This window comes from Microbacterium sp. 69-7 (assembly GCF_001897985.1).
GTDB lineage: Bacteria > Actinomycetota > Actinomycetes > Actinomycetales > Microbacteriaceae > Microbacterium > Microbacterium laevaniformans.
In genome coordinates this window covers 59,749-73,839 of the sequence record NZ_MKRU01000091.1, presented here as the reverse complement: position 1 = coordinate 73,839, position 14,091 = coordinate 59,749, and the positions used below count along the sequence as shown (strand labels likewise).

Annotated in this window: 14 protein-coding genes and 1 tRNA gene; 5 read left to right on the top strand and 10 right to left on the bottom strand. The window is 68.6% G+C overall.

The window, feature by feature from the left end; translation table 11 throughout:
• Positions 1–27 precede the first annotated feature (27 nt).
• From BGN98_RS10355 to sp36, 3 genes are read right to left on the bottom strand one after another with little or no spacing between them, the layout of a single operon-like run.
• The gene (locus BGN98_RS10355; protein ID WP_288121308.1) at positions 28–399 is read right to left on the bottom strand and encodes a PLD nuclease N-terminal domain-containing protein; all 372 of its coding nucleotides are present in this window, start codon (positions 397–399) and stop codon (positions 28–30) included.
• A 53-nt stretch (positions 400–452) separates the two neighbouring features.
• Complete coding sequence (locus BGN98_RS10350; protein WP_288121306.1) at positions 453–920, bottom strand: RidA family protein; 468 nt, start codon at positions 918–920, stop codon at positions 453–455.
• Positions 917–1,135, bottom strand: coding sequence for a Sp36 family protein (gene sp36, locus BGN98_RS10345; protein WP_036317087.1), 219 nt, complete (start codon positions 1,133–1,135; stop codon positions 917–919). Before sp36 ends, BGN98_RS10350 begins: the two co-directional genes overlap by 4 nt.
• Positions 1,136–1,221: 86 nt before the next feature.
• On the opposite strand from sp36, the gene BGN98_RS10340 reads away from it, so the two are divergent.
• The 4 genes from BGN98_RS10340 (at position 1,222) to BGN98_RS10325 (ending at position 5,720) form a co-directional block, all read left to right on the top strand.
• Positions 1,222–3,801 carry a transglycosylase domain-containing protein gene (locus tag BGN98_RS10340; RefSeq protein ID WP_288121303.1) on the top strand — a complete coding sequence of 860 codons (2,580 nt, stop codon included), beginning with the start codon at positions 1,222–1,224 and terminating at the stop codon, positions 3,799–3,801.
• Positions 3,798–4,793, top strand: a complete 996-nt coding sequence (locus tag BGN98_RS10335) for a metallophosphoesterase (RefSeq protein ID WP_016464453.1) — start codon at positions 3,798–3,800, stop codon at positions 4,791–4,793. Before BGN98_RS10340 ends, BGN98_RS10335 begins: the two co-directional genes overlap by 4 nt.
• Before the next feature lie 16 nt (positions 4,794–4,809).
• Positions 4,810–4,883, top strand: a tRNA-Pro gene (locus tag BGN98_RS10330).
• Between the two features lie 72 nt (positions 4,884–4,955).
• Positions 4,956–5,720 carry an HAD-IIB family hydrolase gene (locus tag BGN98_RS10325; RefSeq protein ID WP_005051237.1) on the top strand — a complete coding sequence of 255 codons (765 nt, stop codon included), beginning with the start codon at positions 4,956–4,958 and terminating at the stop codon, positions 5,718–5,720.
• A gap of 2 nt (positions 5,721–5,722) precedes the next feature.
• On the opposite strand, the gene BGN98_RS10320 is transcribed toward BGN98_RS10325, so the two are convergent.
• The gene (locus BGN98_RS10320; RefSeq protein ID WP_005051241.1) at positions 5,723–6,460 is read right to left on the bottom strand and encodes a FadR/GntR family transcriptional regulator; all 738 of its coding nucleotides are present in this window, start codon (positions 6,458–6,460) and stop codon (positions 5,723–5,725) included.
• A 108-nt stretch (positions 6,461–6,568) separates the two neighbouring features.
• On the opposite strand from BGN98_RS10320, the gene BGN98_RS10315 reads away from it, so the two are divergent.
• Positions 6,569–7,399, top strand: coding sequence for a DUF1295 domain-containing protein (locus BGN98_RS10315; protein WP_288121300.1), 831 nt, complete (start codon positions 6,569–6,571; stop codon positions 7,397–7,399).
• Here the strand turns inward: BGN98_RS10315 and BGN98_RS10310 are convergent.
• From BGN98_RS10310 to BGN98_RS10285, 6 genes are all read right to left on the bottom strand, one after another.
• Positions 7,392–7,994 (bottom strand): thymidine kinase, encoded by a 603-nt coding sequence (locus BGN98_RS10310; RefSeq protein ID WP_005051245.1) that lies wholly within the window; start codon positions 7,992–7,994, stop codon positions 7,392–7,394. The two genes, BGN98_RS10315 and BGN98_RS10310, sit on opposite strands and share 8 nt — an antisense overlap.
• Positions 7,995–8,016: 22 nt before the next feature.
• Positions 8,017–9,492: a malate:quinone oxidoreductase gene (locus tag BGN98_RS10305; RefSeq protein ID WP_288121297.1), complete on the bottom strand. Its 1,476-nt coding sequence runs from the start codon at positions 9,490–9,492 to the stop codon at positions 8,017–8,019.
• Between the two features lie 202 nt (positions 9,493–9,694).
• Positions 9,695–10,768, bottom strand: coding sequence for an aspartate-semialdehyde dehydrogenase (locus BGN98_RS10300; RefSeq protein ID WP_288121295.1), 1,074 nt, complete (start codon positions 10,766–10,768; stop codon positions 9,695–9,697).
• Positions 10,769–10,940: 172 nt separating this feature from the next.
• Positions 10,941–12,242 carry an aspartate kinase gene (locus BGN98_RS10295; protein WP_288121293.1) on the bottom strand — a complete coding sequence of 434 codons (1,302 nt, stop codon included), beginning with the start codon at positions 12,240–12,242 and terminating at the stop codon, positions 10,941–10,943.
• Between the two features lie 201 nt (positions 12,243–12,443).
• Positions 12,444–13,247 carry a lytic transglycosylase domain-containing protein gene (locus BGN98_RS10290; protein ID WP_288121291.1) on the bottom strand — a complete coding sequence of 268 codons (804 nt, stop codon included), beginning with the start codon at positions 13,245–13,247 and terminating at the stop codon, positions 12,444–12,446.
• Between the two features lie 17 nt (positions 13,248–13,264).
• On the bottom strand, positions 13,265–14,047 hold the full coding sequence (locus BGN98_RS10285) for a phosphate ABC transporter ATP-binding protein (RefSeq protein ID WP_502687828.1): 783 nt from the start codon (positions 14,045–14,047) through the stop codon (positions 13,265–13,267).
• Positions 14,048–14,091 lie beyond the last annotated feature (44 nt).

Sequence of the window (14,091 nt, the reverse complement as noted above, 5' to 3'; positions counted from 1 at the left end):
CGCCGCGGCGGATCGGAGGGCGGCGCGTCAGTTCGTGCCGTCCTCCTGTGCCGACCGGCGCCGCCGGATCTCCGCCTCGAGGCGCGCAGCACGCTCCTCCCGCTCGAGATCGGCCAGCTGCTGCTCGGTCGTGCGTGTATCGCGCATCGGGGATGCCGCGGCCGGCGGCTCCGCCTCACGTGACCACCGTCGAGGGTCGCCGAAGCTCATCGGTTCGGACGCCCTGCCCCATTCGCGACCGAGCGTGAACCAGAGGACCGATCCCACGAGGGGCAGCAGGATGATGAAGATGATCCAGGCGAACTTCGGCAGGTGGCGCACCTGATCGTCGCGCCTCGTGATCGCATCGATCAGGGCCACGACCATGATGACGAAGACCAGCAGAGCGAGGAACGGCATACCTCCACCCTGGCGGCGTCATCGCCTCCGCGCAACGGGTGGGTGCACGAGGATCAGGCGATGGAGAAGACGACCTCGACCTCGACGGGGCTGTCCAGCGGCAGCACCGGCACGCCGACGGCGGAACGGGCATGGCGTCCGGCGTCGCCGAAGATGTCGCCGAGCACATCGCTGGCGCCGTTGATGACACCGGGCTGACCGGTGAACTCCGGCACGGACGCGACGAACCCGGTCACCTTGACGACGCCCACCAGCCGATCGATGTCGCCCACGACGGCTGCCGCCGCCGCGAGGGCGTTCAGCGCGCTCTGACGCGCCAGGTTCTTGGCGTCGGATGCCGCCACCAGCCCGTCTCCCTCGCCGACCTTGCCTGTGGCCGGCAGCGCGCCCGAGACCATCGGCAACTGGCCCGAGGTATAGACGAGATCGCCGTGAACGATGGCGGGGACGTACGACGCGACCGGAGGAACCACGGAGGGCAGCTCGATGCCGAGCTCATTCAGACGGGCGGCGATGCTCATGCGTCCTCCCCGAACTGCTGGGCGGCGACCGCCGCCGCGCCGAGGCCCGCGTTCGCGGTGCCCGCGCCGACGGGGCGCTTGAAGTACGCGACGAGTCCACCTTCGGGTCCGGGGACGACCTGAACCAGTTCCCACCCCTGCTTGCCCCAGTTGTTGAGGATCGCGGCGGTGTTGTGGATCAGCAGAGGGGTCGTGAGGTACTCCCACGTGGTCATGCGGACTCCCGGATTCGGTGTGGCCAGTGGTGGCGCGCCCGCGCGCACCGAGGGATCCCCCAGGGTTCTCCCTTACGATCAAGCCTATGCCCCAACTCAAACGGACGGCCACCGGTGTGCTCGGTGGCATTGCGGGACTCGTCGGTCTGAGCGCCATCGCCGGCATCCTCGTCACGGCCACCGTGACACCGGCGATCGCGGTCTCCGGCTACGCCGCTTCCAGCGCACTCGACACGTTCGAGAACATGCCGGGCTTCCTCCAGATCGATCCGCTCATGCTGCCGACCGAGATGTACCGCAAGGACGCGAACGGCAACGACGCACTGATGGCGGAGTTCTACGACCAGAACCGCATCCCGGTGACGTTCGACCAGGTCAACCCCGTCATGTACGACGCGATCACCTCCAGCGAGGACAAGAACTTCTACACGCACGGCGGCGTCGACCTCGTCGGCACCCTGAGCGCGCTCGTGGGCAACGCCTCCAACGGCTCCAACCGCGGCGGCTCGTCCATCACCCAGCAGTACGTCAAGAACGTGCTGCAGCAGAACTGTGAGAGCAAGGCGCAGAACTCCGACGAAGTCGCGGCGTGCTACGCCACGACCACGGCCAACCAGGGAGCTGAGGGCTACCAGCGCAAGCTGCAGGAGATGCGGTACGCGATCCAGCTCGAGAAGCAGTACTCCAAGGATGAGATCCTGCTGGGCTACCTCAACATCACCAACTTCGGCGGCCTCGTCTACGGCATCGGCGCGGCGGCCGAACACTACTTCGGCGTGTCGGCAGCAGACCTGACGATCGCGCAGGCGGCGACGATCGCCGGTATGGTGCAGGCTCCGAACGTCTACCGCATCGATATGCCGGAAGGGTCGACGACCGACAAGGCGGGTAACCCGGTCAACAGCCAGGCCGACGGGTACTCCCTGACCCTCGACCGACGCAACTACGTGCTGGGCCGCATGCTCGCCAACGGCAAGATCTCGCAGCAGGAGTACGACGACGCGATGGCCTCGCCCATCACGCCGAACATCACGAACCGCAGCCAAGGTTGCCAGAACGCGGCGGGCGCCGAGTTCTTCTGCGAGTACGTGCGCACGATCCTGCTGAAGGACCCTGCCTTCGGCGCCGATGACGACACGCGCGCGGCGAACCTGCGCCGCGGCGGCATGAAGATCTACACGACGCTCGACCCGACGCTGCAGGACGAGGGCATGAAGGCCATCTCGATCGTGCCGGCGTACGTGGACTACATGAACCTCGGCGCCTCCGCCGTGCAGGTGGAGGTCGGCACCGGACGCATCCTCTCCATGGTGCAGAACCGCCCGTTCTCGACGGACGATGCCCCCGTCAACGCCCCCACCACGCAGGTGAACTACAACGTGCGTCAGGAAAACGGCGGCGGCGGCGGTCACTCCGCGGGCTCGACCTACAAGATCTTCAGCCTGTTGAACTGGCTCGAGCAGGGCCACTCGGTCAACGAGACCCTGAACGGGCGCATCGGCCCGAAGAAGGTCGACCAGTGCGACGGGACGATCCAGAACGTGGTCGCCGGCAACAACGGCAACGGCCAGATCGGAAACTTCGAGAACAACTCGGGCTACGTGGGCACGGTCTACAACTTCACGAGAGACTCGCTCAACTCCGGGTTCCTCACGATGGCGGAGAAGATCTCGGTGTGCAGCACGAACCGGCTCGCGATGAAGATGGGCGTCATGACAGGCAGCGGCGGACCGCTGGACACGACCAACTACGCCTACAACGTGCTCGGCGACCAGGCGGTGGCACCCATCGACATGGCCCAGGTCTATGCCTCTGTCGCCGCGAAGGGAACGCTGTGCCCCTCGAAGGCGATCGACAAGGCGATCGACGCGCAGGGCAAAGACATCACCCCGCAGATCACCTGCCAGCCGGCGATGAGCGAAGCGGTCGCGGCTACTGCGGCGTACACCCTGCAGGGCGTCATGACCGGAACCGGCTCCGGCGCCCGGATCGGCGACGGTGTCCCGGTCTTCGGCAAGACCGGTATCCACGAGTACCTGCACACCTGGATGGACGGCTCATCGACCAAGGTCGCGACGGTCGTCTGGGTCGGAAACGTCGAAGGCACCGATCTGCTGAGCGACCACTCCGAGAACGGCTACGTCCTGTCGCGGATCCGCAACTCGATCTGGCCCGCGATGCAGGGAGCCGCAAACGCGAAGTACGGCGGCGACCGCTTCCCCGACCCGGATGCCGCGCTGACCAAGCGTCAGCTCACCGATCTGCCGTCGGTGATCGGCATGACCGTCAGCCAGGCGCAGCAGACGCTGAGCACGGCCGGATTCTCGGTGACGGTGGGCGACCCGGTCGACGGAACCGAGGCCGCGGGCACGATCATCCAGCAGGATCCCGGTGCGGGCAGGGTCGCCGGCGGAACGACCGTCACGATCCGCCCCAGCAACGGTCAGGGCATCGCCGTTCCGGCCGTGAGCGGCAAGCCCGCCGACGCGGTCGCCAACCTCAAGGCGCAGGGCTTCAGCAATGTGGGCCAGCAGTGCACCGCCTCGCCCACCGCTGATGACAACGGCACCGTGACGGGAACAGACCCTGCCGCGGGAACCGTGGTCAACCGCGGCACGCAGATCACCGTGCAGTACCAGGCCAAGAACTGCGGCGGACGTCCGTGACGTCGGCACGCACCGCCCTCGCCGCCGTATCGGCGGCGGGGGCGGTGGCCGCTGGCGCCGCCGTCTGGGGCACGTGCATCGAACGTTTCCTCTTCACGGTCCGTCGCCACGAGCTCGACATCCTGCCTGCCGGGTCGGCCTCACTGACGGTGCTCCACCTCTCCGATGCCCATATGGCTCCGTGGCAGCATCGAAAGCAGCAGTGGATCGCTCTGCTCGCCGATGCGGTCCGACCGGATCTGGTCGTGAACACGGGAGACAACCTCGGCCATGCCGACGGGCTCCGCGGCATCCGTTCCGCGTTCGCGCCTCTGCGCGGCGTGCCGGGCGTCTTCGTCCACGGTTCGAACGACGTGAGCGGACCGTCGGCCCGGAATCCTCTCAACTACTTCCGCGGCCCTTCGGGTGGCCCGCACAACGTCGAGAAACTCGACACGGCGGCGATGGACGCCTACTTCACCGATGAGCTCGGCTGGACGAACCTGAACAACACCGCGGCCGTCGTCGAGGCCGGTGGTCTGCGGCTGGAGACCTTCGGGGTCAGTGACGCGCATCGCGAGTGGGACGATCTGCCCGCGCTGCCCGCCGCGATCGAAGCCGCGCGACGCGGTCGCCCCTTCCACGCCGCGCGCGATGCGGATCTCGTGATCGGCGTGACGCACGCGCCGTATCAGCGCGTCCTGGACCGGTTCGTCGAGCTGGGTGCCCAGGCCATCTTCGCCGGGCACACGCACGGCGGTCAGGTGCGCATCCCCTTCTCCCCCTCCGCGCTGGTCGCCAACTGCGACATCCCCCTCGACCAGGCGCGCGGTCTCAGCACATGGACCGCCGCCGGACGCCGCGCGCCGCTGAACGTCTCGGCCGGGCTCGGACACTCGATCTATGCCCCGGTGCGGTTCGGATGCCGCCCGGAGGCGTCGGTGCTCACGCTGCGCGCACGGCGTGACGACAACGGCCTGCTCGATTCGTCACGAGGGGCATCGACGGGGTAGACTCGGAGGGTTGCCACGGGGTGTGGCGCAGCTTGGTAGCGCGCTTCGTTCGGGACGAAGAGGCCGCAGGTTCAAATCCTGTCACCCCGACAGCAGAGAGGCTCCGCCTGGAGAGATCCGGGCGGAGCCTTTCGCGGATCACTCACCGGATGGGAGCACCCGATGACCACCCCCCGCCTGATCGCCTTCGATCTCGACGACACGCTCGCCCCCTCGAAGAGCGCCATCGACCCCCGCATCGGCGAGCTCCTGCTCGAGCTCGCGGCGCGCGTCGAGGTGGCGATCATCTCGGGCGGCCAGCTCCAGCAGTTCCAGTCGCAGGTCGTCGAGCGGCTGCCCGCAGCGGATGCCGAGACCCTCGACCGCTTCCACCTCATGCCCACCTGCGGCACGCAGTACTACCGGCTCGAGGACGGCGGCGTCCGCACGGTGTACGCGCACGCGCTCACCGATGACGAGAAGTCCCGCGCGCTGGCTGCCGTCGAAGAGGAGGCGCGCCGCCTCGGCCTCTGGGAGGCCGAGCCCTGGGGCGACATCCTCGAGGATCGCGGCTCGCAGATCACCTTCTCCGCTCTCGGCCAGACCGCTCCCCTGGAGGCGAAGATGGCCTGGGACCCGACGGGCGAGAAGAAGAACGCGCTCCGCGACGCGGTCGCCGCGCGCATCCCCGACCTCGAGGTCCGCTCGGGCGGCTCAACGTCGGTCGACATCACCCACCGCGGGATCGACAAGGCGTACGGCATGCGTAAGCTCGCCGAGGTCACCGACATCCCCCTCGACGACATGCTGTTCGTCGGCGACCGCCTCGACGAGCACGGCAATGACTACCCCGTCCTGGCAATGGGCGTGACCTGCCAGGCCGTGGACGGCTGGGAGCACACGGCCGCCTACCTCACCGAGCTCATCCCGACGCTCCCGCGTCGCTGACGTCAGCCGTCGACAGCCACGACGGCGGCCGACGGGGCAGGCATGCCGGCATCCGCGTAGTAGGCGGTGATGTGGGCGCGCACGAGCTCACGAGCGCGCTCCGCGTCGCCCGACTCGATCGCACCGAGGATGTCACCGTGCTCGCGGTGCAGTCGCTCGACGGTCGCGTCCCAATCGGAGATCCGACGCGCGCCGGCGCGGATGTAGTTCTCGATCGTCGTGCGAAGACCGGCCATCGTCGCGGCGACGACGAGGTTGCCCGCGGCATCCGTCAAACGCAGGTGGAACTGCGCGTCGAGCGCGAGGAAATCGTCTGCCGTCAGCTGCTCGTCCTCCATGGCGGTGAGTGTCGCCCGGGCTTCGGCGAGATCGGGCTCGTCGAGATCGGCCAGGTGGGCGACCGCCCACTCCTCCAGCAGGAGCCGCGTCTCATACACGTCGGGGATGGGAAAGCCGTGCGCCGCGACCTGCAGACGCAGCAACTGTGCGAGACCACCGTGCGGGGTCGCCGTGACGATCGCGCCCGCGGTGGGGCCTGAGCCCGTCGCCGTCCGGATGAGACCCATAACCTCGAGCACCCGCAGGGCCTCGCGCACGCTCGACCGCCCCACCCCGAGGGTGGCCGCGAGTTCGCGCTCCGGCGGCAGTCGGTCGCCCGGCCCGAGGGCGCCGCTGAGCAGGTCGGCCTCGATCTTCTCGAGCACGACGCGCCAGGCGCGGGCTGGGGTGTTCTCCGTCATCGTCGGCTTCTCATTCCGTCGTCCCTATATGGTCAGGCCACACTAGCGCACCGGCGACGGACCGGCAATAATCGCCGGACCGGGGAGACACGGGCCTACTCTCGGACCATGGACCCCCTCCTGCTCGTCATCGTCCTCGCCGCCGTCGCGTCCGCCTTCTGCTGGGTGGCGTCGCTCGTCAGCGGGGACACCTCCTGGGTGGACCGTCTGTGGTCGATCGTCCCCGTGGCGTACGTCTGGGTGTTCGCGGTGTCCGCGGTCGCGGACGACGCAGACGCGGGGCGCCTGATTCTGATGGCCGTCCTCGTGACCGCGTGGGGTGCGCGACTGACCTTCAACTTCGCGCGCAAGGGCGGCTACTCCGGCGTCGAGGACTACCGTTGGGCGATCCTGCGCGGGCGCATGTCGCCGGTACTGTTCCAGGTCTTCAACCTGCTGTTCATCGTGCTCTATCAGATGACACTGCTCGTGCTCATCACGCTGCCTGCGGCGATGGCGAGGACTCATCCGGCTCCGCTGACGGCGGCCGATGTGATCATCACCGTGCTCTTCGTCGGTTTTCTCCTCGGCGAGAGCGTCGCCGATCAGCAGCAGTGGGACTTCCACCGGGCGAAGGCACGCGGTGCTGCGGACGGCTTCCTCACGACGGGCCTGTTCACCTACAGTCGGCATCCGAACTTCTTCTTCGAGCAGGCGCAGTGGTGGGCGTTCTACGCGTTCGGTGCCACCGCCGCCGTCGCCTCCGGAGGCGGCGTGTGGGGCGGCGTGATCAACCCGACGATCGTCGGCGCGATCCTGCTGACGCTCCTGTTCGTGGGATCGACCGTGTTCACCGAGTCGATCTCGGCCGCGAAGTACCCCGCCTACGCGCAGTATCAGCGCACGACCTCGATGCTGGTGCCACTGCCGCGCCGCCGAGACGGCGCGCGCGTCAGCTGAGCCGGCCGCCCGACTCGCGCAGGTAGCACTCCGCACACATCGACTCGTAGGTGACCTTCTCGTGCGAGAGCTCGTCGATGGCGACCTGATCGCCGTCGAAGACGAATCGTCCTCCGACCAGGCGCGCATTGAACAGCGCCTTGCGCCCACAGCGGCAGATCGTCTTCAGCTCTTCGAGGCTGTGGGCGAGCTCCAGAAGCCGGGCCGAGCCGGGGAAGGCGCGCGTCTGGAAGTCGGTGCGGATGCCGTACGCGAGGGCGGGGATGCCGTCATCGACGACGATCCGCAGCAGGTCGTCGACCTGGGCCGGTGTGAGAAACTGCGCCTCGTCGATGAGAAGACATGCCACCCGTCCGTCGTAACGAGCTGCGTGCTCTACGACGAGGGCGCGCAGATCGGCATCCGGAGCGATGAGGAAGTCGACCTGGCGCTCCACGCCGAGTCGGCTGGAGATCTGATCGGCGCCCTTCGTGTCGATCTCGGGCTTGGCCAGCAGCACGTGCTGTCCGCGTTCCTCGTAGTTGAATGCCGCCTGTAGCAGGGCCGTCGACTTGCCGGAGTTCATCGCTCCGTAGCGGAAGTACAGCTTCGCCATGCGCGTGCCGCCCCGATCCGGCTCAGCGGTTGATGCCGAGCACGCCGGCCGTGGCGTCGAGCGACGCGTCCGCGGCGGCCGGGTCGCCGTTGAGGGTCGATCCGTAGCTCGGGATGAGCGCCTTCAGTTCGGGCTCCCAGGCGGAGATGCGGTCGGGGAAGCATGTCTTCAGCAGGCCCAGCATGATGGATGCCGCCGTCGAGGCGCCCGGGGAGGCGCCCAGTAGGCCGGCGATCGATCCGTCGGCGGAGGTGACGACCTCGGTGCCGAACTGCAGGACGCCACCCTTCTGCGGATCCTTCTTCATGACCTGTGCACGCTGACCGGCCTGCAGCAGCTCCCAGTCCTCGGCCTTCGCGGTCGGCATGAACTCGCGGAGCGAGTCGACCTTGCGCTTGTGGCTCTTGAGCAGTTCGCTGACGAGGTACTTGATCAGCCCCGGATTGTCGACGGCGACCTTCAGCATCGGACCGATGTTGCCCGGACGCACCTGCGCGACGATGTCCGTGATACGGCCGTTCTTCAAGAACTTGGGGCTGAACGTCGCGAACGGCCCGAACAGCAACGACGTCTCGCCGTCGACCACGCGGGTGTCGAGGTGCGGCACCGACATGGGCGGCGCCCCCACCGAGGCCTGCGAGTACACCTTGGCCTTGTGCTGCGCGACGACGGCCGGGTTGGAGGTCTTCAGCCACTGCCCGCCGATGGGGAAGACGCCGTAGCCGGAGATCTCCGGAATGCGCGAGGACTGCAGCAGCTTGATCGCCCAGCCGCCCGCGCCCACGAACACGAACCGCGCCGACAGGCTCCCCGGGGTGCGCCCGAGCGTGTGACGATAAGACACGTTCCATGTGCCGTCGGCGTTCTTGCGGAGCTTTCGCACCTCACGATTGGTGACGACGTCGACGCCCTGGTCGGCGAGGTGAGAGAACAGCTGTCGCGTGAGCGCGCCGAAATCCACATCGGTGCCGGCGGGCACGCGCGTGGCCGCGAAAGGCTCGTCGGCCTTCTTGCGCTTGTGCATCAGCAGCGGCGCCCACTGATTGATGACGCGGGAGTCCTCGGAGTATTCGATGCCCTCGAACAGCGGCTGCGTGCGCAGCGCCTCGTAACGCTTCTTGAGGTACGCGACATCCTTCTCGCCGCGCACGAAAGTCATGTGGGGGGTCGCGTTGATGAAGGTGGACGGCTCGTCGAGGATGCCGCGCTCCACCAGGCTCGCCCACAGCTGCCGACTCTGCTGGAACTGCTCGTTGATCGAGATCGCCTTGGCAGGGTCGACCGATCCGTCCTTGGCCTCGGGCATGTAGTTGAGCTCGCAGAGCGCCGCGTGTCCCGTGCCGGCATTGTTCCAGGCGTTGGAGGACTCCTCGGCGACGTCGCTGAGGCGCTCGAGCACCACGATCTTCCAGTCCGGCTGCAATTGCTTCAGCAGGGTTCCGAGGGTGGCACTCATGATGCCACCGCCGATCAGGACGACGTCGACGGGTTCACTCACAATGATCCAGTCTAGGCGCCGTTTTCCACGGCCTCCGCGAGGCGCGGCATCCACCGCCGTCAACTCTCGCGGTTCTTTCGCCCCGCTCAATGCCGCGAGAAACGAGTTCCGCACCGAGACACGCGCCGTCCGGCGGTGTTTCGGTGCGCGGACCGTGTCCCGCAGTCAGGCGGCATCGCGGTGAGCGGTGCTCGGACGGCCGTCAGGCGGCGGGGGCGGTCAGGCGCGCGGCGACGATCTCGGCGATCTGCACGGCGTTGAGCGCGGCGCCCTTGCGGAGGTTGTCGTTGCTGATGAAGAGCACCAGACCCTTGCCCTCGGGCGCGGACCGGTCGGCACGGATGCGGCCGACGTAGCTCGGGTCGTTGCCGGCGGCCTGCAGCGGCGTCGGCACCTCCTCGAGCACGACGCCGGGAGCGGATGCCAGGATCTCGCGCGCCCGCTCGGGCGTGATGTCGTCGCGGAACTCCGCGTGGATCGAGAGCGAGTGGCCGGTGAAGACGGGAACGCGCACGCAGGTGCCGGCGACGCGAAGGTCGGGCAGCTCGAGGATCTTGCGGCTCTCGTTGCGGAGCTTCTTCTCCTCGTCGGTCTCGTTGTCGCCGTCGTCGACGAGGTTTCCTGCGAACGGGATCACGTCGAACGCGATGGGGGCGACGTACTTCTCCGGCTGCGGGAAGTCGACGGCCGACCCGTCGTGCACGAGGTCGAGCGTGTGCCCCTGGGCCAGCACGCCCTCGACCTGGCCGAGGAGCTCCTGCGCCCCGGCCAGACCCGAGCCCGAGACGGCCTGGTAGGTGCTGACGATCAGGCGCTCGAGGCCGGCCGCGGCATCCAGCGGCTTGAGCACGGGCATGGCCGCCATCGTCGTGCAGTTCGGGTTGGCGATGATGCCCTTCGGCGGGTTCACCGTCGCGTGGGGATTGACCTCGCTGACGACGAGCGGCACCTCGGGGTCCATGCGCCAGGCGCTCGAGTTGTCGATGACGACGGCGCCGGCCTCGGCGAAACGCGGGGCGTGCGCGCGGGAGCCGGTCGCACCGGCGCTGAACAGCGCGATGTCGATGCCGGTGGGATCGGCGGTGGCGACGTCCTCGATGATGATCGTCTCGCCGCCGAACTCGACGGCCGTGCCGGCCGAGCGCGCCGTGGCGAACAGGCGGAGCTCACGGATCGGGAAGGCCCGTTCGGCGAGAATCTCGCGCATGACCGTGCCGACCTGTCCGGTGGCGCCGACGACGGCGACAGAGAGTCCTGAGTCAGAGATGCGGGTCATGAGGGATCCTTGCAGATGAGAGGGGTTGAGTGATTCTATCGTCGGACGAAGACAGGCGAACTGCACACGGCAGGTAGCTCCCTGCCGGATCTACCTCGACGGGGCGGTTCGCCAGCGCACGCGCGACGACGGTAGTGGCGACGGCGGTCAGAGGTGGTGCGGCCGCTCGGCGTCAGCGGCCGGTGCCGGCGTAGACGGTCGCCTCGGTGTCGCTGTCGAGACCGAAGGCGGTGTGCACGACGCGGGCGGCCTGGGCGAGCTCGTCACCGCGGAGCACGACCGAGATGCGGATCTCCGAGGTCGAGATCATCTCGATGTTCACCCCCGCGGTCGACAACGCCTCGAACAGCGTCGCGGACACGCCGGAGTGGGTGCGCATGCCGGCGCCGACCACGGACAGCTTGCCGATCTGGTCGTCGTGCACGAGGCTCTCGAAGCCGATGCCCGCCTGCTCGGCGGCAAGCGCCCGCAGGGCGGTCGCGGCATCCGATTTGGGCAGCGTGAAGGAGATGTCGGTGCGACCGGTCGCTGCCGCCGACACGTTCTGGACGATCATGTCGACGTTGGCGCCCGACTTGGCGATGACGGTGAAGATCTCCGCCGCCTTGCCGGGAACGTCGGGCACGCCGATGACCGTGATCTTGGCCTGGCCGAGGTCGGTGGCGACACCGGCGACGATGGGCTCTTCCATGGAGGACTCCTCTGTGCTGTCGGGAGCGAGGCTATCGGGAACGCTCATGCCCGGGCCGAGCACGAACGTGCCTCGTCCGGAGCTGAACGTCGAGCGGGCGTTGATCATCACGCCGTGGCGACGCGCGTACTCGACGGCGCGGATGTACAGCACCTTGGCACCGTTGGCGGCGAGCTCGAGCATCTCCTCCGCGGAGATGACATCGAGCTTGCGGGCCTTCGGCACGACGCGGGGGTCGGCGGTGAAGATGCCGTCGACGTCGCTGTAGATCTCGCAGACGTCGGCGTCGAGCGCCGCGGCGAGCGCGACGGCGGTCGTGTCGGAGCCGCCGCGGCCGAGCGTGGTGATGTCGCGGGTGTCGCGGTTGAAGCCCTGGAAGCCGGCGACGATGACGATGGCGCCCTCGTCGAGCGCCTCGCGCAGCCGCACCGGGGTGACGTCGACGATGCGGGCCGAGCCGTGATCGGCGGTGGTGATCATGCCCGCCTGGCTGCCGGTGAACGAGCGCGCCTCGAAGCCCATCGAGTGGATCGCCATCGCCAGCAGCGCCATCGAGATGCGCTCGCCGGAGCTCAGCAGGATGTCCAGTTCGCGAGGCGCCGGGATCGGGGCGACCTGCGCGGCGAGGTCGATCAGCTCATCGGTCGTGTCGCCCATCGCGCTCACCGCGACGACCACGTCGTGCCCGGCGCGGCGCGCATCGACGATGCGCTTGGCGACCCGCTTGATGCTCTCGGCGTCGGCGACGGACGAGCCGCCGTACTTCTGGACGATCAGCGCCACGTGTGGAACTCCTGAAGACATGTCGACGGGCACTCGGATGCCGCGCCCACCTCCCCATCCTAGGGATCGGCGCATACCGCCGACGCCATGTGACGGGCGACCGACGAGGCACCTCGCCAGGTCCGCAGAATGCGACGAAGTCCGCACCCGATCGGCATCCCGGGTGCGGAGTTCATGACATTCTGCGGAGTTCGTGCGGACTCAGCCCGCCGCGGCCGCCGCGGCGTAACGGTTCGCGGCAGCGGCGACGTCGTCGACGTAGACGTCGAGGTGGTTGTAGGCGAACACCGCGGCGCGCCAGCCCGCGGCATCCGTCATCGTGCCCGCACCGCAGAGGTAGCGCGCCGTCGCGAGCGCCGCGTCGTCGATCTGGTTCGGGTCGGCGACACCGTCGCCGTTGCCGTCCGCGCCCCAACGGTCCCACGTGTCGGGAATGAACTGCATCGGCCCGACCGCACGGTTCCAGAGCGTGTCTCCGTCCCAGCGGCCTCCGTCGGTGTCGGCGATCGCGGCGACGCCGTCACCGTCGAGGGACGGCCCGCGGATGGCGGGAGTGGGGTAGCCGTTCTCACCGAGCACCGCGCCGCCGTGCCGTCCGTGATCGGACTCGATCGCCCCGATCGCGGCGACCGTGTTCCACCCCAACCCGCACGAGGGCTGTTCGGCCGCGATCGTGAGCTGGGCGCCCGCGTACGCCCGGAGCGCACGGGCGGGGATGCCGGTGGCCGCAGAGACGCGCGAGAGCCAGACCGGGTCGACCGACGCGACGGGCGCGAGCGGGGCCGACGACGCGGCCACCGCATCACCGGTGACAGGCGCGACGGCCTCGGCATCCCGTCTCTCGGGCACCTCCACGAACGCGTCGACGGAGCGCTCCGCGACTGATGCCGCCAGGACGGACGGCGCCGCCTCGACGTGTGTGAGGACGCCCCCGAGGAACACGGCCAGCAGGGCGACGGCAGCGAGCGCGAGTGCGACCTCGCGCCACGACCACCGCACACCCATCCGTGTCCGTGTCCCGGTCAGCCGAAACGACCGTTGACGTAGTCGAAGGTGCGCGGGTCGATCGGCGACGAGAACATCGCGTCGGTGTCGCCGTGCTCGACGATGTGGCCGGGCTGGCCCTGCGAGGCGAGGAAGAACGCGCACTGCTGGGACACCCGCTGCGCCTGCTGCATGTTGTGGGTGACGATGACGATCGTGACCTCGCGCGCGAGCTCGGTCATCGTCTCCTCGATGACGCGCGTGGAGGTCGGGTCCAGCGCCGAACACGGCTCGTCCATCAGGAGCACCCGCGGCCGCACTGCGAGGGAACGCGCGATGCACAGGCGTTGCTGCTGTCCACCGGAAAGCCCACCGCCGGGCGCGCGCAGGCGGTCCTTCAGCTCGCGCCACAGTCCCGCTTTCGTGAGGCAGGTCTCGACGAGCATGTCCTTCTCACCGCGACTGGCACGGATGCCCGCGAGCTTCAGGCCCGCGACGACGTTGTCGTAGATCGACATGGCCGGGAAGGGGTTGGGCTTCTGGAAGACCATGCCGATCTTCTTGCGGGCATCCACGAGACGGTGGCCGGCGTCGTAGATGTCGTCGTGGTCCAGCAGCACCTCGCCGGCGAGGGATGCCGAGGGCACCAGTTCATGCATGCGGTTGAGGATGCGCAGGAACGTCGACTTCCCACAGCCGGACGGGCCGATGAGGGCCGTCACCTGGCCCGCGGGCATCTGCAGCGACACGTCGTGCAGGACCTGGTGATCGCCGAACCAGGCGGAGATGGAGCGCGCGTTGAGCTGCGACGGCGGCAGCAGGACGGCCGTCGCGGCGACGGCATCCGCATGCGTCACCGGGGCAC